Origin of the sequence: Streptomyces sp. CRCS-T-1 (assembly GCF_024442335.1) — a bacterium.
In the GTDB taxonomy this organism is placed as follows: domain Bacteria; phylum Actinomycetota; class Actinomycetes; order Streptomycetales; family Streptomycetaceae; genus Streptomyces; species Streptomyces koelreuteriae.
Map to the genome: position 1 here is coordinate 2,526,283 of NZ_CP101651.1, position 17,535 is coordinate 2,543,817.

Sequence of the window (17,535 nt, forward strand, 5' to 3'; positions counted from 1 at the left end):
CGTCGACGGTGACGTACGTCCAATGTAGGCCCGGGGCCCCCGGGGCGCTCGGCTGTTACGTCTTTGCGGGGACACCCGTGAGGGCCGTGACCACCGGATCGAGTGCCTGGTGTATCTCGTCCCCGATGGACCGGAAGAACGTCAGGGGCGCCCCGTACGGGTCGTACACCTCGTCGGCCTCGGCGTTCGGCGCCAGGAGCCACCCGCGTAGAGCCGCGGCGGCACGCACCAGCGCACGCGCGCGCGTGACCACACCCTCCTCCAGGGGAGGCAGGGTCGCCGGGTCGATGGCCTTGACCAGGCGGGTGAACTCCTTGAGCGTGAAGGTCCGCAGGCCCGCCGAGTGCCCCATGGAGATGACCTGGGCCCGGTGGTCCCGGGTGGCGGTCAGCACCAGGTCGGCGCGGATCACATGCTCGTCGAGGAGTTCACGGCCGGTGAAGCCGGAGGCGTCCGCGCCGAAGTCGGCGAGGACCGTCTCCGCGTGGGACTCCATGGGCGCGCCCTCGTGGCCCCAGGTGCCCGCGCTCTCCACGATCAGCCCGCCGCCCAGGATCCCCAGCCGCTCCCGCACGGCATGACGGGTCAGCCGCTCGGTGATCGGCGAGCGGCACACATTGCCGGTACTGACGTGGAGGATGCGGAAGCTGTCACGCGGAAGCCCCACGAACGTCGTCGTGATCTCCGCCGCGCTTTCCCCGTTGCCTATGCCACGCCCCGCTCCAGGGGCCGTCAATTCGCCACCTCGAGGTCGGGTACGACCTTTCGCAGCTCGTCCGCCGAGATCGCGCCCGCGCGCAGCAGCAGCGGCACCTCCCGGGTCACGTCGACGATCGACGACGGCACGTTGCCGGGGGTGGGGCCGCCGTCGAGGTAGACGGAGACGGAGTCGCCGAGCATCTCCTGCGCGGCGTCGCAGTCCTCCGGCGCCGGGTGGCCGGTGAGGTTGGCGGACGACACGGCCATCGGGCCGACCTCGGTGAGCAGCTCGATGGCGACCGGGTGCAGCGGCATGCGCACGGCGACGGTGCCACGGGTGTCCCCGAGGTCCCACTGGAGGGACGGCTGGTGCTTGGCGACGAGGGTGAGCGCGCCCGGCCAGAAGGCGTCGACGAGTTCCCAGGCCAGCTCGGAGAAGTCCGTGACGAGCCCGTGCAGGGTGTTCGGGGAGCCGATGAGGACGGGGGTGGGCATGTTGCGGCCCCGGCCCTTCGCGTCCAGCAGGTCGGCGACGGCCTCCGAGGAGAACGCGTCGGCGCCGATGCCGTACACCGTGTCCGTCGGCAGCACCACGAGCTCGCCACGGCGGACGGCGGACCCTGCCTCACGCAGACCGGTCACACGGTCGGTCGCGTCGTTGGTGTCGTATCGCCGTGCCATCTTTAGCTGGCCTCCTCGTACACGTGCTGCTGGGGTGAAGACTGCGAAGACTGCTGTGCGCTCGTGGCGCTCGGTGTGCTCACGGCAGCGCCTTGCGGGCCGTGGCGAAGCGCGGGCGCTTGTTGAGGTCCGGATGGTCGGCCGCGTCGGCCCAGCCCCGCTCCTCGGTGAAGATCCACGGCACCTGGCCGCCCTGGGTGTCGGCGTGCTCCACGACCACCACGCCACCGGGGCGCAGCAGCCGGTGCGCGGTGCGTTCCAGGCCGCGGATGAGGTCGAGTCCGTCCTCGCCGGAGAAGAGGGCGAGGTCGGGGTCGTAGTCCCGCGCCTCCGGGGCGACGTACTCCCACTCGGTGAGCGGGATGTACGGCGGGTTGGTGATGACCAGGTCGACCTGGCCGTCCAGGTCCGGGAAGGCCGTCAGGGCATCGCCCTGGCGCAGCTCGACCCTGGACCCCTCGACGTTCTTGCGGGTCCACCTGAGGGCGTCCTCGGACAGCTCCACGGCGTGCACGCGCGAGCGCGGCACCTCCTGGGCGAGGGCGAGCGCGATGGCGCCGGAGCCGGTGCACAGGTCGACGATGCACGGCTCGACGACGTCCATGGCCCGTACGGCGTCTATGGCCCAGCCGACCACGGACTCGGTCTCGGGGCGCGGCACGAACACCCCGGGGCCGACCTGGAGTTCCAGGTACCGGAAGTAGGCACGCCCGGTGATGTGCTGGAGCGGCTCGCGGGCCTCGCGGCGGGCGATGACCTCCCAGTAACGGGCGTCGAAGTCGGAGTCCTTGACGGTGTGCAGCGCGCCGCGCTTGACGCCGTGCACGAACGCGGCGAGTTCCTCCGCGTCGGTGCGCGGCGAGGGCACGCCGGCGTCGGCGAGCCGCTGAGTGGCCTGGGCCACCTCCGCGAGCAGCACGCTGCGGGGGCTTGGGGGTCGCCCCCCAAATGACTGCTGCACGCCAGTCCTCCGGTACTCGTCTCCTACGTGTTTTACGCGGCGGCCAGCTTGGCCGCCGAGTCCGCGTCGACACAGGCCTGGATCACCGCGGCGAGGTCGCCGTCCAGGACCTGGTCCAGGTTGTACGCCTTGAAGCCGACGCGGTGGTCCGAGATGCGGTTCTCCGGGAAGTTGTACGTGCGGATCTTCTCGGAGCGGTCGACGGTGCGGACCTGGCTGCGGCGGGCGTCGGCGGCCTCCCTCTCCGCCTCCTCCTGCGCCGCTGCGAGCAGCCTCGAGCGCAGGATACGCAGTGCCTGCTCCTTGTTCTGCAGCTGGCTCTTCTCGTTCTGGCAGGAGGCGACGACTCCGGTGGGAATGTGCGTGATGCGCACCGCGGAGTCGGTGGTGTTGACGGACTGTCCGCCCGGTCCCGAGGAGCGGTAGACGTCGATGCGGAGGTCGTTGGGGTTGATCTCCACGTCGACCTCCTCGGCCTCCGGGGTGACCAGCACACCGGCGGCGGAGGTGTGGATACGGCCCTGGGACTCCGTGGCCGGCACCCGCTGCACGCGGTGCACGCCGCCCTCGTACTTCAGCCGCGCCCAGACGCCCTGGCCGGGCTCGGTGGCGCCCTGGCCGCCCTTGGTCTTCACGGCGACCTGGACGTCCTTGTAGCCGCCCAGCTCGGACTCGGTGGCGTCGATGATCTCGGTCTTCCAGCCGACCCGCTCGGCGTAGCGCAGGTACATGCGCAGCAGGTCGCCGGCGAACAGCGCCGACTCGTCGCCGCCGGCGCCGGCCTTGATCTCGAGGATGACGTCCTTGTCGTCACTGGGGTCGCGCGGGACGAGGAGCAGGCGCAGCTTCTCCGTGAGCTCCTCGCGCTGCCGCTCCAGGTCCTTGACCTCGGCGGCGAAGTCGGGGTCGTCGGCGGCCAGTTCGCGCGCGGTCTCGATGTCGTCGCCCGTCTGCGTCCAGGAGCGGTACGTGGCGATGATCGGGGTGAGCTCGGCGTAACGCTTGTTCAGCTTGCGCGCGTTGGCCTGGTCGGAGTGCACCGACGGGTCGGCGAGCTTCTTCTCCAGGTCGGCGTGCTCGGCGACGAGTTCCTCGACGGCCTCGAACATCTTGGGCTCCTGTGTACGGACGGGGGTGAAGGGCGGGCGACCAAAAACGCCGGTCCCGGAGCGCCCGGTGAGGGGGCGCGTCCGCGGACCGGCGAATGGAGGCTCGCTACTTCTTGGAGCCGGCGGCCTTGCCGAAGCGGGCCTCGAAGCGGGCCACACGGCCACCGGTGTCGAGGATCTTCTGCTTGCCCGTGTAGAACGGGTGGCACTCGGAGCAGACGTCGGCACGGATGGTGCCGGACTCGATGGTGCTGCGAGTCGTGAACGACGCGCCGCAGGTGCAGCTGACCTGCGTCTCGACGTACTCGGGGTGGATGTCGCGCTTCAAGGTGTCTCCTAGGTTTCGGGAGGGCGCCGGGTCGCTGACGCGGGGTGCGGGAGCGTGAACCGGAGCCGACGTACCAGTCTGCCAGGACTGGGCCCATCCCCCAAAACCGGGGGTTGCCGTTGTTTGTTCCCTGCGGGCCGGTGGGGGCTGGTCGCGCAGTTCCCCGCGCCCCTGGGGACGTGCCCTCAAGGGGCGCTGACGACGCCCTTGGCCTCACCCGCTGCCGAGCCCTTGGTCGCGCTCTTCGGGATCGGCTTGTCGTGCTCCAGGGCCTTCCAGATCTGGTCGGCCTGCTTCTTCTGGAGGAGGACGCGGTTCGGGTCGGCGGGGTCGTAGGCGACCGGCATCGTGACCATGTTCATGTTCGCCGGGGTGATGGTCTTGAGGCCGTTCGCGAAGGAGACGAGCTTGTTGACCGAGCCGAGTTCGGAGTCGGTCGTCACCGTCTTGGTCGCGGTCTGCGCGAGGTCGTAGAGCTTCTTCGGGTTGGAGAAGACGCCGACGTCCTTGACCTGGTTGAGCAGGGCCTTGATGAAGGCCTGCTGGAGCTGGATGCGGCCCAGGTCGGAGCCGTCGCCCACGCCGTGCCGGGTGCGGACCAGGCCGAGGGCCTGCTCGCCGTCGAGTCTGTGGGTGCCGGCGCTCAGCTTCAGGTGGCTGTCGGGGTCGTCGATGCGCTTGGTCGTGGTCACCTCGACGCCGCCGAGGTCGTCGATGAGCGTCTGGAAGCCGGCGAAGTCGACCTCCAGGTAGTGGTCCATGCGCAGGTCGGTGATCGACTCGACGGTCTTCACGGCGCAGGCGGCTCCGCCCGTGGAGTACGCGGAGTTGAACATGACGCTGTTCGCGGCGGGGTACTTCTCGCCCTTGGTGTCCGTGCAGGAGGGCCGGTCGATGAGGGTGTCACGCGGGATGGAGACCACGCTGGCCTTCTTGTGGCCCTTGTTGACGTGCACGATCATCGCCGTGTCGGAGCGGGCGCTGCCGTCGTCGCTGCCACCGCCGAGCTTCTTGTTGCCGCCGGCGCGGGTGTCGGAGCCGAGGACCAGGATGTTCTCGGAGCCGTTGTCGGCCTTCTCGGGCCGGTCGGTGCCGAGGGCCTGGTCGATGTCGACGCTCTTGAGGTTGCCGTTGAGCTTGAAGTACACGTACCCCGCCCCGGTCCCGCCGAGGACGACGATGCCCGCAGCGGTCCAGGCCATGATCATCATGCCCTTGTGACGCTTGCGGGGCTTGCGGCGTCGGCCCTTGGCGCGGTGGCGCGGTCCGGTGGTGCCGGTCTCGTCCGGTATACCCGGACCCGGCGTGCTCTCGGCAGACATGTGCTCCTCGGCTCGTCTTCGGTCGATTACCCCCTGCTGTCGGTGCCAGGCGTTCTCGGTCGGGGGACTTCCCCCTGGCACCATCGTCGCTCCGCCTGGTCAGACGGGGAAACTCGGGAAAGGGTTGCACAACGGACTGTGCCCACCGCGTACGGCGGTGGGCACAGTGCGTGTTCGTCACAGCGGGGTGTATCCCGCTCACCTGCGGCTTCAGCCGAAGATGTCGTACTGCTTGAAATCGGTACCTACGGACTTTCTTGTGGCAAAGATCTCGCTGGTCGCCTTTCCGGTCCCCGGGTAGAGGTAGAGCGTGCCGCCGGGGGTGCGGGCCAGGAAGTCGGCCTTGCCGTCGCCGGTCATGTCACCGGTCGCGTCGAAGGCGTTGTAGCCGCCCCAGGAGCGCACCTTGACCCGGGCCGAGAAGGCGCCGGAGCCGGACTTGCCGGTGCCCTTGTAGAGGTAGATGTGGCTGCCCGACTTGCTGCGGGCGATCAGGTCCGTCTTGCCGTCGCCGGTGAAGTCGCCCTTGCCGCGCACGGAGTTGTACTGGTTCCAGCCCGAGCCGGCCTTCACACGGGGGGCGAAGGTGCCGTTGCCCTTGCCGGGGTAGATCCACAGCACGCCCGCGGAGTCGACCGAGAGCAGGTCGGCCAGGTAGTCGCCGGTGACGTCACCGGGGGTGATGATGCGGGTGCGGGTCTTCCAGTTGTCGGCGATCTTCTTGGTGGACCAGGCGTTGTCGGCGAGCACGAAGTGGGTCCAGAAGACATCGCCGTCGCTGCTGCGCCGGTAGACGAGGTCCTGGTAGCCGTCGCGGTCGAAGTCGGTCTGCAGGACGACGTTGAAGCCGTCCCAGTTGCCCCAGGACTGGCGGGCGGCGAACGACGTGCCCTTGGAGTCCTTGGAGTAGCCGGTCTTCGTGGAGGCGTTGCGCACCCACAGGTCGGCCCTGTGGTCACCGCTGATGTTGGTGTCGTCGACGCGCGGATAGGCGGAGCCGACGTAGGAGCTGACCTTCGCGAAGACGCTGTAGGCGCCCTTGGCGACGCAGTCGGTCACGCCCCAGGACACGACACCGACGATCCGGTTGTTGACGACCAGCGGGCCGCCGGAGTCGCCGTTGCAGGCGGAGGTGGTGCCGGTGTCGCTGCCGGTGGCGGGCTTGCCCGCGCACACCATGTGGCCCTTGACGAAGTCCCTGCCGTAGGCGCCGGCGCAGGTGCTGTCGGACTGCAGGGGCAGCGTGGCCGTCTTCAGCCTCTCGGAGACGGCGTCGCTGGTGGAGGTGGTGCGGCCCCAGCCGTAGACCTTGGCGTTGGTACCGGCCTTGTACGAGGTGGTGTCGCCGGACGTCGTCATCCGGATCGTCTTGGCCTTGACCGGCTGGGGCAGGGTGAGCACCGCGATGTCGTTGTCGATGGTCGACGCGTTGTACGACGGGTGGTTCCACTGCCGCCAGACGGCGGTGGCGGTGCCACCGTGCAGGTCGGTGCCGTTCGCCGAGGGCAGCTGGGCGGTGCCGGTGACGACGGCGCCGTTGGCGTTCCAGTCGTAGCCCTTGACGCAGTGCGCGGCGGTGAGGATCTTCGTCGGCGCGACGACGGCACCGCCGCAGAAGAAGCCGATGTCGTCGCTGGTGCTGGACGTGCCCCGGTCGTCGAAGTAGTGGAGCTGCGCCATCCACGGGGCCGTGGTGATGGCGGTCTGGCTGCCGCCGATGATCTTCGGGTCGACGCGACCCTCGTTCGTGCTCGCGTTCAGCGACGCCTTGCTCGTCTTGCCCGCGATGTCGTCGCCGGCCAGGGCGCCGGCGACGCGCTTCTCCAGCTCGGCGGACGACGGTGAGCTGATGGCGGGCTTGACCGTCGGCTGCGGCAGCGGAGTGGCCGCGTCGGCCGACGACGTCAGCAGCGCCGCGGCCACGGCGGCGGCGATTCCGGCCGATGCCACGGGCAGCGCGATGCGTATGCGACGTCTGTGCCGCCCGCCCCCAGGCATGGATGTACCCACGTAGGTCCCCCCTCGGGATCACATGTTCGAAGAGAGCGTGATCCTACCTGCACATGAACACCACAAAGGGCCGCGCCCGTCCGTTTCCGGACGGGCGCGGCCCTTTGGCCAAAAGGTGCCTAGTCGCCGTTGCCCGGCATCGGCGTCGTCTTCTGGATCTGCATCAGGAACTCGGCGTTCGACTTGGTCTGCTTCATCTTGTCCAGGAGCAGCTCGATCGCCTGCTGCTGGTCGAGCGCGTGCAGCACACGGCGCAGCTTCCAGGTGATGGCGAGCTCGTCGCTGCCGAGCAGGATCTCTTCCTTACGGGTGCCGGACGCGTCCACGTCCACCGCCGGGAAGATGCGCTTGTCGGCGAGCTTCCGGTCGAGCTTGAGCTCCGCGTTGCCGGTGCCCTTGAACTCCTCGAAGATCACCTCGTCCATGCGGGACCCGGTGTCCACCAGGGCGGTGGCGAGGATGGTCAGCGAGCCGCCGTCCTCGATGTTGCGGGCCGCACCGAAGAAGCGCTTCGGCGGGTACAGGGCCGTCGAGTCGACACCACCGGACAGGATGCGGCCGGAGGCCGGGGCGGCGAGGTTGTACGCACGGCCCAGACGCGTGATCGAGTCGAGCAGCACGACCACGTCGTGGCCCAGCTCGACGAGACGCTTGGCGCGCTCGATGGCGAGCTCGGCGACCGTCGTGTGGTCCTCGGCCGGGCGGTCGAAGGTCGAGGAGATGACCTCGCCCTTGACCGACCGCTGCATGTCGGTGACCTCTTCCGGACGCTCGTCGACCAGGACGACCATCAGGTGGCACTCGGGGTTGTTGTGCGTGATCGCGTTGGCGATGGCCTGCATGATCATGGTCTTGCCGGTCTTCGGCGGGGCCACGATCAGACCGCGCTGGCCCTTACCGATCGGCGAGACCAGGTCGATGATGCGGGTGGTCAGCACGCCCGGGTCGGTCTCCAGACGGAGCCGGTCCTGGGGGTAAAGCGGCGTCAGCTTGTTGAACTCCGGCCGACCGCGCCCGGATTCGGGCGCCATGCCGTTGACGGAGTCCAGACGGACCAGCGCGTTGAACTTCTCGCGGCGCTCGCCCTCCTTCGGCTGACGCACGGCACCGGTGATGTGGTCACCCTTGCGCAGGCCGTTCTTACGGACCTGGGCGAGGGAGACGTACACGTCGTTCGGGCCGGGCAGGTAGCCGGAGGTGCGGATGAAGGCGTAGTTGTCGAGGATGTCCAGGATGCCCGCGACGGGGATCAGGACGTCGTCCTCGGTGATCTGCGGCTCCTGCACGTCGTCGCGGCCGCGACGGCCCCGGCGGTCGCGGTAGCGCCCGCGACGGCCGCGACGGCCGCCCTCGAAGTCGTCGTCGTCCTGCTGCTGCTGGCCACGGTCCTGACGACCGCCACCGCCGCCCTGCTGCTGGTTCTGCTGCTGGCCGCGCTGGCCGCCCTGCTGGTCGTCGCCCTTGTTGCCCCGGCCACCGCGGTCACCGCGGTCACCGCGGTCACGGTCCCGGCCGCGGTCACGGCGGTCGCGGCGGCGGCCCTCGCCGCCGTCGCCCGAGTCGGACTTGGCGTCGTTCTGGGACTGCTGCTGCGACTGCTGCGCCGGAGCCTCGGCCTTGGCGTCGTTCTTCGCCTCGGCGGCGACCGTCTCGGCAGCGGAAGCCGGGGATCCGGCGTCGGCGGTGGCCCGGCGACGACGGCGCTCGGAAGGCGCGTCGTCGCTGGCGGGCTGGCCCGGGATCTCGATCTGCTGCTGGGCGACGGCCTTGTCGGCCTTGTCGGCCTTCTCGGCGGGGGCCTCGGAGGCCTGCTTAGCGTCCGCCTTCTTCTCCGCCTTCTCGGCGTTGTCCCCCGTACGGGTCCGGGAGGTGGCGCGGCGCTTCGGCTTGGTCTCGGCGGGGGCGTCGGCCGCCTTCGCGGCCGGAGCGGCGCCGCCGGACGCCTGCGCCTCCTTGATGACCTCGATCAGCTGGCTCTTGCGCATGCGCGCCGTGCCCTTGATGCCGAGGCCGGATGCGACCTGCTGCAGCTCGGCCAGCACCATGCCCTCGAGGCCGGTACCGCGGCGCCGCCGGGAGCCGGCACCGGATGCAGGCGCGGAGGCGTCCGTGGCGGGCGCGGCAGCGGTCTCCTCGACACGTGCGCCCATCAGATCGGTGGTGTCGCTCACGAAGGGTCCTTCCCTGGAGCGGACGTCGGCCTGTCTGGCTCGGCGACCGGTTGTGCTGTCCGACTTCGGTCCGTGTGGTGTGAACCGTGCCGGGGCGGTGGTCCGCCTAAGCGGCGGAGGAATCTGGTGATGGCGCTTCCTTGAGCCGTGGCACCCAGTGTCAGTGTCACGCGGCGTGGTCGCACCGGTTCCGGAGCGTGCCCTGCGCCCCGCTCAGTGTCCGCGTACGGCGTACGGTCCGACGTACGAAACACAGTGCGGCTTGGGGGGCTCCCGGAAGAATGTCTGTCCCGGACGGGGACACGAGGCACCTCGCCATGGTGGGGTCGGGTGCAGACTTGAGGTTAACACTACCGGATCCAACAAACATTCCCCCTCTCGAAATCCGGCAACCGTGTGCTTTTAGAAGTCACCGGGGGCCGCGAGCGGAAGAACACTCGCGCCCTGCTGATCGAGGCTCAGCCGGTTCGCGGCCCAGTCCGCGCCCGCCAGCGCCTCGACCTTGTCGGCGGTGCCCGCGTCGGTGAGCGCCATGACCGTCGGTCCGGCGCCGGAGATGACCGCGGGGACGCCCTCGGCCCGCAGCCGCTCGACCAGCGCCGCGCTCTCGGGCATGGCGGGCGCGCGGTACTCCTGGTGCAGGCGGTCCTCGGTGGCGGGCAGCAGCAGCTCGGGGCGCCGCGTCAGGGCCTCGACGAGCAGGGCGGCCCGGCCCGCGTTGACCGCGGCATCGACGTGCGGAACGGAGCGCGGGAGCAGGCCGCGCGCCGTCTCCGTCAGCACTGGCTTTCCGGGCACGAAAACCACCGGAACGATGGAATCGGCGGGCTCCATCCTGATCGCGCGGGCCGCGCCGCCCTCCATCCAGGAAAGGGTGAAGCCGCCCAGCAGACAGGCCGCGACATTGTCGGGGTGGCCCTCGATCTCGGTGGCGAGCTCGAGCAGAGCGGTGTCGTCGAGCTTGGCGTCGGCGCCTATGGTCACGGCGCGGGCGGCGACGATCCCGGCGCAGATGGCGGCCGAGGAGGAGCCCAGGCCCCGGCCGTGCGGAATGCGGTTGGCGCAGACGATCTCCAGGCCGCGCGGCTGTCCGCCGAGCAGGTCGAAGGCCGTGCGCAGGGAACGGACGAGGAGGTGCTTCTCGTCGCGCGGGAGCGTCTCGCTGCCCTCACCCGCGATGTCGATGTGCAGCCCGGAGTCGGCCACCCGGACGACTACGTCGTCGTACAAGCCCAGCGCGAGGCCGAGGGCGTCGAAGCCCGGGCCGAGGTTGGCGCTGGTGGCGGGGACGCGCACCCGGACGGCGGCGGCGCGGAACGCTGGACCGGCCATCGCTCGATGACTCTCCTTGAGCTGCGTGATTGTCGAATGACGTTCGATGGACATTCGATGCGTACGAGAACCCTGGGGGCCGCTGCCGACCGGGATGGCCGGCCGCTGTCCCGGCCGCAAAGACGGCGCGGCACCGTGCTCTATGCGGAGGCATATGCGGCGGGCGGGTTCAGTACAGCCTATCGAAAGAAGGTTCTGTGGCGACATAGGGCGCACAGGAGGCGCACGATGCGTGTCGTATGAGCCCTGTGCACCCCCTGCGGGGAACGTCCCGGAGCAAGCGCCGTCTTACGCCGGACCGTGCCGAGCGCTCCACCGGCGCTCGGCACGTCCGCGCACGTCAGACGAGTCCGAGGCGCTCCGCCGCGGCCGCCGAGTCGACGGGGACGGTGACCGGCTGCGGGGCGCCGGCGACGGCCCAGTCGGGGTCCTTCAGACCGTTGCCGGTGACGGTGCACACGATCCGCTGCCCCGGGTCGACCTTGCCCTGCTCGGCGGCCTTCAGCAGACCGGCGACGGACGCGGCGGACGCGGGCTCGACGAAGACGCCCTCCTGCGAGGCCAACAGCCGGTAGGCGCGCAGGATCTCACGGTCCGTCACCTCGTCGATGGAGCCGCCGGACTCGTCCCGCGCGGCGATCGCGTGGTTCCACGACGCCGGGTTGCCGATGCGGATGGCGGTGGCGACGGTCGACGGGTCCTTGACGATCTCGCCGCGCACGATCGGGGCGCTGCCGGAGGCCTGGAAGCCCCACATCCGGGGGGTCCGGGCGGAGACGCCGTCGGCGGCGTACTCCTTGTAGCCCTTCCAATAGGCCGTGATGTTGCCCGCGTTGCCCACCGGCAGGACGTGGATGTCGGGCGCGTCGCCGAGCATGTCCACGATCTCGAAGGCGGCGGTCTTCTGACCCTCGATACGTACCGGGTTGACCGAATTGACCAGCGCGACGGGGTAGTTGTCGCTCAGTGCGCGCGCGAGGGTGAGGCAGTCGTCGAAGTTGCCGTCGACCTGGAGGATCTTCGCGCCGTGCACGAGGGCCTGGCCCATCTTGCCGAGCGCGATCTTGCCCTGCGGCACGAGCACGGCGCAGACCATCCCGGCGCGCACGGCGTACGCGGCGGCGGAGGCCGACGTATTGCCGGTGGAGGCGCAGATGACGGCCTTCGCCCCCTCCTCCTTGGCCCGGGTGATGGCCATGGTCATGCCGCGGTCCTTGAAGGACCCGGTGGGGTTCGCGCCCTCCACCTTCAGGTGGACCTCGCAGCCCGTGCGCTCGGAGAGCACCTGCGCGGGCACGAGCGGCGTGCCGCCCTCGCGGAGCGTCACGACCGGCGTGGTGTCGGATACCGGCAGCCGGTCCCGGTACTCCTCGATGATTCCGCGCCACTGGTGGGTCATTGCTGGTTACTCTCCTTCAACCCGCATGATGCTGGCGACACCACGCACGGTGTCGAGCTTGCGCAACGCCTCGACGGTCCCGGTGAGGGCGGCGTCGGACGCGCGGTGCGTGACGACGACGAGGGAGGCCTCGCCGTCCTTCCCCGACTGGCGAACCGTATCGATCGAGACTCCGTGCTCGGCGAACACGGTCGCGACCTGGGCGAGAACGCCCGGTTTGTCGGCCACGTCGAGGCTGATGTGATAGCGCGTGACCACCTCGCCCATCGGCGACACCGGCAGGGCGGCGTAGGCGGACTCGCCCGGTCCGGTCGCGCCGTTGAGGCGGTTGCGGCAGACGGCGACGAGATCGCCGAGCACGGCGGAGGCGGTGGGGGAACCGCCCGCTCCGGGACCGTAGAACATGAGCTGCCCGGCGGCGTCGGACTCGACGAACACGGCGTTGTAGGCGCCGCGCACGGAGGCCAGCGGGTGGCTCAGCGGGATCATGGCGGGGTGCACGCGCGCGGTGACGGAGGCGCCGTCCGCGGCCCGCTCGCAGATGGCGAGCAGCTTGATGGTGCAGCCCATCTCCCTGGCGGAGGCGAAGTCGGCCGCCGTCACCTCGGTCATGCCCTCGCGGTAGACGTCGTCGAGACGCACGCGCGTGTGGAAGGCGATACCGGCGAGGATGGCGGCCTTGGCGGCGGCGTCGAAGCCCTCGACGTCGGCGGTGGGGTCGGCCTCGGCGTATCCGAGGGCGGTGGCCTCGTCGAGGGCCTCCTGGTAGCCGGCCCCGGTGGAGTCCATCTTGTCGAGGATGAAGTTGGTCGTGCCGTTGACGATGCCCATCACGCGGTTGATCTTGTCGCCGGCGAGGGACTCGCGCAGCGGCCGGATCAGCGGGATGGCACCGGCGACGGCGGCCTCGTAGTAGAGGTCGGCGTCGTGGTCGCCGGCGGCGGCGTGCAGGGCCGCTCCGTCCTGGGCGAGCAGCGCCTTGTTGGCGGAGACGACGGAGGCGCCGTACTCGAACGCGGTGGTGATGAGGGTCCGGGCGGGCTCGATCCCGCCGATCACCTCGACGACGACGTCGATGTCGCCGCGCTTGACGAGGGCGGTGGCGTCGGTGGTGACGAGGGCCGGGTCGATGCCCTCCCTGACCCGGTCGGGCCGTCGTACGGCCACGCCCGCGAGCTCCACGGGGGCACCGATCCGGGCTGTGAGGTCGTCGGCGTGCGTCGTCATGATGCGCGCCACCTCTGAGCCGACCACTCCACAGCCCAGCAGCGCCACCTTCAGCGGACGCGTACGCATCATCCGACCTCGTTTCCTCATACCGTCTACGGTTTCACCAGTCTCACTCACCGGACGGGACTTTCTGCCCTTCGTCCGGATCGTGAGATATCTATTTCATTTGTACGGGGGTGGAAGGCAGGAGATCTTCCACCCCACCCGGGGATGGTTTCAGCCGACGTCGAGACGCAGCAGGTCCTCCTCGGTCTCGCGGCGGACGATCACCCGGGCCTCGCCGTTCTGCACGGTGACGACCGGCGGCCGCAGCACGTGGTTGTAGTTGCTGGCCATGGAGCGGCAGTAGGCGCCCGTCGCGGGGACGGCGATGAGGTCACCCGGTGCCAGGTCGGCCGGCAGGAACGCGTCCTTGACCACGATGTCCCCGCTCTCGCAGTGCTTGCCGACGACACGGGCGAGCATCGGCTCGGCGTCGGAGGTGCGGGAGACCAGCGCGACGCTGTACTCGGCGTCGTACAGCGCGGTGCGGATGTTGTCCGACATGCCGCCGTCGACGGAGACGTACGTCCGCAGCCCGTCGAGGGGCTTGATGGTGCCGACCTCATAGAGCGTGAAGGCGGTCGGGCCGACGATGGCGCGCCCGGGCTCGACGGAGATGCGCGGCGTGCGCAGCTTGGCGGACTCGCACTCCCGCGTGACGATCTCGGTGAGCGCCTTGGCGATCTCGTGCGGCTCGCGCGGGTCGTCGTCGCTGGTGTACGCGATACCGAGCCCGCCGCCGAGGTCGATCTCCGGCAGCTCGACGCCGTGCTCGTCGCGGACGTCCTTGAGCAGCGAGACGACCCGGTGGGCGGCGACCTCGAACCCGGACATGTCGAAGATCTGCGAGCCGATGTGGCTGTGGATGCCGACGAGTTCGAGCCCGTCGAGCTGCAGGGCCCGGCGTACGGCCTCGGCGGCTTGTCCGCCGGCCAGCGGGATGCCGAACTTCTGGTCCTCGTGGGCCGTGGCGATGAACTCGTGGGTGTGGGCCTCGACGCCGACGGTGATCCGGATCAGGACCTTCTGCCGCTTGCCGAGGCTCTGCGCGATGTGGGCGACCCGGACGATCTCCTGGAAGGAGTCGAGCACGATGTGGCCCACGCCGGCCTCGACGGCCCGGGTGATCTCGTCGACGGACTTGTTGTTGCCGTGGAAGGCGATGCGCTCGGCGGGCATGCCGGCGCTGAGGGCGGTGGCCAGCTCGCCGCCGGAGCAGACGTCGACGTTCAGCCCTTCCTCGTGCAGCCAGCGCACGACGGCACGGGAGAGGAACGCCTTGCCCGCGTAGAAGACGTCGGCGTCGGTCCCGAAGGCGGTGCGCCACGCACGCGCGCGTGCCCGGAAGTCGGCCTCGTCGAGGACGTAGGCGGGGGTGCCGAACTCCTCGGCGAGCCGGGTCACGGGGATGCCGCCGACGGTGACGACCCCGTCCTCGTCCCGCGTGACGGTCTCGGCCCACACCTTGGGGTCCAGGGCGTTGAGGTCGGCGGGCGGGGCGGAGTAGTGGCCCTCGGGGTAGACATCGGCGTGACGGGGCCCGGCGGGGTGTGCGGAACGGCTCATGTTTCGTGTCTTTCAGAGGTGATCGGGTGCGTCGATGCCGAGCAGGGACAGGCCGCCGGCCAGCACCGTCCCGGCGGCTTCGGCGAGCGCGAGCCGGGCACGGTGGGCGGCCGAGGGTTTCTCCTCGCCGAGCGGCAGCACGGCGGGGAGCAGCGGCGACGTGGCGTCGGCGACGGTGACGAGGTGCCGGGCCAGGCGGTCGGGGGTGTGGTGCGTGGCGGCGGCCGTGAGGATGCGGGGGTGATCGCCGAGCAGGGCGACCAGCTCTTCGGTACGACTGACGGGGCCGGGCTCGGGGTCGAAGCCGAGGTCGGCGGCGTTGCGCAGCAGGGCCCGGGTGCGGGCGTGGGCGTACCGGACGCGGAAGAGGGGGTTGGTCTCCCGCTGGATCAGATGGTCGCCGGGGATCCGAGGGCGGTCGTGCGCGGCGGGGTGGAGCAGGGCCCAGCGGGCGGCGTCTCGGCCTAGGGGGAGGGGGTTGGTGGGGGCAGGGACGGGGACGAGGAGGGGAACGGGGACGGGGACGGGCCGGATGGTGACGTCCGCGCTGTCGGTGTCCGTGCCCTCGCTGTCCACCTCGCTGAGGTCCACGCCGTCCCTGAGGTCCACGCCGTCCCTGAGGTCCACGCCCAGGACGGATTCCCACTCCGGCGCGGGCCGGCCGTCGTACCTGACGCGGACGGAGTCGCCCTGGCTGCGCAGCAGACGGGCGACGGCATCCGCGGCCACGACGGCACGGACCTCAGCCGGACACCGGAGTTCGACGCTGTTCCCGCTGGGCCGCGCGGCGTGCCCGTACCGCCGCCCGCGCCGCCGGATCTCGTCGACGAGCGCGGCGGACGCGGCGCTCTCCAGGCTGAGGTTGAGGAACCCGGCCCCGGTGACGACGACGTCGGTGATGCGGTGGTCGTCGAGGAGACGCCCCCGCAGGATCTCGGCCACGCGCCGGGGCGGCTGCTCCGCCGCGCGGGCGAGCTGGAGGGCGATGTTGGTGGCGTAGTCGCCGCAGCCCCCGGGCCCCGGCGGTGTGACCACGGCCCGCTCCGGCACGGTCACGCTGAGCTCACCGTCGTCGACAGCGCGACGCACGGCGTGCAGCACGGTGCGGGAGAGCTCGACGGGGGTCACGGGCACAAGCGTATGGGAGGAGGGGGGTGGGTATGCGACCCGGTTTGGGGAGGGTCCGGGATATGGACGCGGCTTCCCTCAGGAGGCCGAGCGGCGGCTCGTCACCTACGGTACGGCCGGCTGGTCGACGGTCTGCGCCGGGGCACCGTCGCCCCCGATGTCGGGGCCACCACCGCCCTGCCTTTCCCGGCGCCGGGCCCGCTCCATCAACTGCCTCACCATCAGGACCAGTTCGGCGGGCTCGAAGGGCTTGGCGAGGAAGGCGTCGACGCCGAGGTCGAGCCCGGCCTCGACCTCGGCCTGCGTACAGGCGCTGATGATGGCGAGGGGCAGATCACGGGTGAGCGGATCGGTCCGCAGCCGGGCGGCGGTCCTGATCCCGTCCAGCCGGGGCATGACGACGTCGAGGGTCACGACATCGGGCCGCACCTGATGAATGACGTCAAGGCACTCGGCACCATCGGCCGCGGTCACGACCTCCAGCCCCTCCAGCTCGAGGTTGACCCTGATCAACTGCCGGATGACCTTGTTGTCGTCCACAACAAGCACCCGACCCGACGCGCCTGGCACAACTCGAGAGTAGGTCGGCCCCCGCCATCGCGTCCGGGTTTTCCCCACTTCCACCCCGCACGGGCGACCCGCACACCCGCCCCCGGCAGCGCAAACCCGTTGATGACCACCCCGAGGGAGCTGGTAGTGTTCTACCCGTCGCCGCGAGCAATCGCGCCGGACACGCCCCCGTAGCTCAGGGGATAGAGCAACGGCCTCCGGAGCCGTGTGCGCAGGTTCGAATCCTGCCGGGGGCACTTCGCTTCAGCTGACATGATCTTGTGGTTGATCAGCGTGGATGCCTGAGATGGAGAGCGGGACCCAGTGGTACTGGGTCCCGTTTTTCCTTGTTGTCGTGCGTGGGGCGGGGCGGGCTTTTGCATCACTTTCGCCCCATACGCACCGTTGTTCTACCGTAGAGAGGAACGACGCTGCTCATACCCCCGCACCCAGTCATCGAGGTGACGGTCATGACGGAGACCACACAGCGCAGGAACACCCCTCCGGGTACCAGGACGGGCAAGCAGGACGGGGCCACGGCATCGCAGGGCGGCAGAGGGGGCGGGACCTCCGCTGAAGCCCGTGGCAGTACGGAGATCGCGGACACGGTCGTGGCGAAGATCGCGGGGATGGCCGCCCGGGAGATTCCGGAGGTGTACAACCTCGGCGGAGGGATGACCAGGGCCTTCGGGGCCGTGCGCCAGCGGGTGCCGGGTGGGGGCAGTGGGGTCACCCAGGGTGTGAAGGTGGAGGTCGGCGAGCGTCAGGCCGCCGTCGATCTGGATCTCGTCGTCGAGTACGGCGCCGCCATCACCGACACCGCGGCGGATGTCCGGACCAACGTCGTCAACGCGGTGGAACGGATGACCGGTCTGGAGGTCGTGGAGGTCAACATCGCCGTCGACGACGTACATCTGCCGGATGAGGAGGACGAGTCCGAGCAGGAGGGGCAGCGGCGCGTGGCCTGAGGGAGCCCGGCTCCCCCAGGTTCAGCGCCCTCTCCGGGGC

15 protein-coding genes and 1 tRNA gene are annotated in these 17,535 nt (G+C 70.3%); 2 read left to right on the forward strand and 14 right to left on the reverse strand.

The genetic code is table 11. The annotated features are described in order from the left end of the window. Positions 1–55: 55 nt before the first annotated feature. The 14 genes from NNW99_RS11015 to NNW99_RS11080 form a co-directional block, all read right to left on the reverse strand. Positions 56–736: a protein-tyrosine-phosphatase gene (locus NNW99_RS11015; protein WP_215118527.1), complete on the reverse strand. Its 681-nt coding sequence runs from the start codon at positions 734–736 to the stop codon at positions 56–58. Then, positions 733–1,380, reverse strand: coding sequence for an L-threonylcarbamoyladenylate synthase (locus NNW99_RS11020; protein ID WP_215118528.1), 648 nt, complete (start codon positions 1,378–1,380; stop codon positions 733–735). Before NNW99_RS11020 ends, NNW99_RS11015 begins: the two co-directional genes overlap by 4 nt. A gap of 79 nt (positions 1,381–1,459) precedes the next feature. Then, on the reverse strand, positions 1,460–2,299 hold the full coding sequence (gene prmC / locus NNW99_RS11025) for a peptide chain release factor N(5)-glutamine methyltransferase (RefSeq protein ID WP_215118529.1): 840 nt from the start codon (positions 2,297–2,299) through the stop codon (positions 1,460–1,462). A 74-nt stretch (positions 2,300–2,373) separates the two neighbouring features. Further along, positions 2,374–3,450, reverse strand: a complete 1,077-nt coding sequence (gene prfA, locus NNW99_RS11030) for a peptide chain release factor 1 (RefSeq protein ID WP_215118530.1) — start codon at positions 3,448–3,450, stop codon at positions 2,374–2,376. 106 nt (positions 3,451–3,556) lie between these two features. After that, complete coding sequence (gene rpmE, locus NNW99_RS11035) at positions 3,557–3,778, reverse strand: 50S ribosomal protein L31 (protein WP_003992975.1); 222 nt, start codon at positions 3,776–3,778, stop codon at positions 3,557–3,559. A 185-nt stretch (positions 3,779–3,963) separates the two neighbouring features. Continuing rightward, complete coding sequence (locus tag NNW99_RS11040) at positions 3,964–5,100, reverse strand: LCP family protein (protein WP_215118531.1); 1,137 nt, start codon at positions 5,098–5,100, stop codon at positions 3,964–3,966. A 210-nt stretch (positions 5,101–5,310) separates the two neighbouring features. Next, positions 5,311–7,098 carry a trypsin-like serine protease gene (locus NNW99_RS11045; RefSeq protein WP_215124228.1) on the reverse strand — a complete coding sequence of 596 codons (1,788 nt, stop codon included), beginning with the start codon at positions 7,096–7,098 and terminating at the stop codon, positions 5,311–5,313. 131 nt (positions 7,099–7,229) lie between these two features. Next, the gene (gene rho / locus NNW99_RS11050; RefSeq protein ID WP_215118532.1) at positions 7,230–9,281 is read right to left on the reverse strand and encodes a transcription termination factor Rho; all 2,052 of its coding nucleotides are present in this window, start codon (positions 9,279–9,281) and stop codon (positions 7,230–7,232) included. Positions 9,282–9,683: 402 nt separating this feature from the next. Further along, positions 9,684–10,613: a homoserine kinase gene (gene thrB, locus NNW99_RS11055; protein ID WP_189723219.1), complete on the reverse strand. Its 930-nt coding sequence runs from the start codon at positions 10,611–10,613 to the stop codon at positions 9,684–9,686. A gap of 340 nt (positions 10,614–10,953) precedes the next feature. Beyond that, positions 10,954–12,012, reverse strand: a complete 1,059-nt coding sequence (thrC, locus tag NNW99_RS11060; protein ID WP_215118533.1) for a threonine synthase — start codon at positions 12,010–12,012, stop codon at positions 10,954–10,956. 6 nt (positions 12,013–12,018) lie between these two features. Then, entirely contained in the window at positions 12,019–13,311 is a 1,293-nt protein-coding gene (locus NNW99_RS11065) for a homoserine dehydrogenase (protein ID WP_215118534.1), read from the reverse strand. A 147-nt stretch (positions 13,312–13,458) separates the two neighbouring features. Then, a complete protein-coding gene (gene lysA, locus NNW99_RS11070; RefSeq protein ID WP_215118535.1) occupies positions 13,459–14,850 on the reverse strand; it encodes a diaminopimelate decarboxylase in 1,392 nt (463 codons plus the stop codon). Between the two features lie 12 nt (positions 14,851–14,862). After that, positions 14,863–15,978, reverse strand: a complete 1,116-nt coding sequence (nrtL, locus tag NNW99_RS11075) for an ArgS-related anticodon-binding protein NrtL (RefSeq protein WP_215118536.1) — start codon at positions 15,976–15,978, stop codon at positions 14,863–14,865. Positions 15,979–16,083: 105 nt separating this feature from the next. Continuing rightward, entirely contained in the window at positions 16,084–16,596 is a 513-nt protein-coding gene (locus tag NNW99_RS11080; RefSeq protein ID WP_251057758.1) for a response regulator, read from the reverse strand. A 116-nt stretch (positions 16,597–16,712) separates the two neighbouring features. On the opposite strand from NNW99_RS11080, the gene NNW99_RS11085 reads away from it, so the two are divergent. Beyond that, positions 16,713–16,784 (forward strand) — tRNA-Arg (locus tag NNW99_RS11085). Between the two features lie 213 nt (positions 16,785–16,997). Beyond that, the gene (locus tag NNW99_RS11090; RefSeq protein ID WP_215118538.1) at positions 16,998–17,495 is read left to right on the forward strand and encodes an Asp23/Gls24 family envelope stress response protein; all 498 of its coding nucleotides are present in this window, start codon (positions 16,998–17,000) and stop codon (positions 17,493–17,495) included. Positions 17,496–17,535 lie beyond the last annotated feature (40 nt).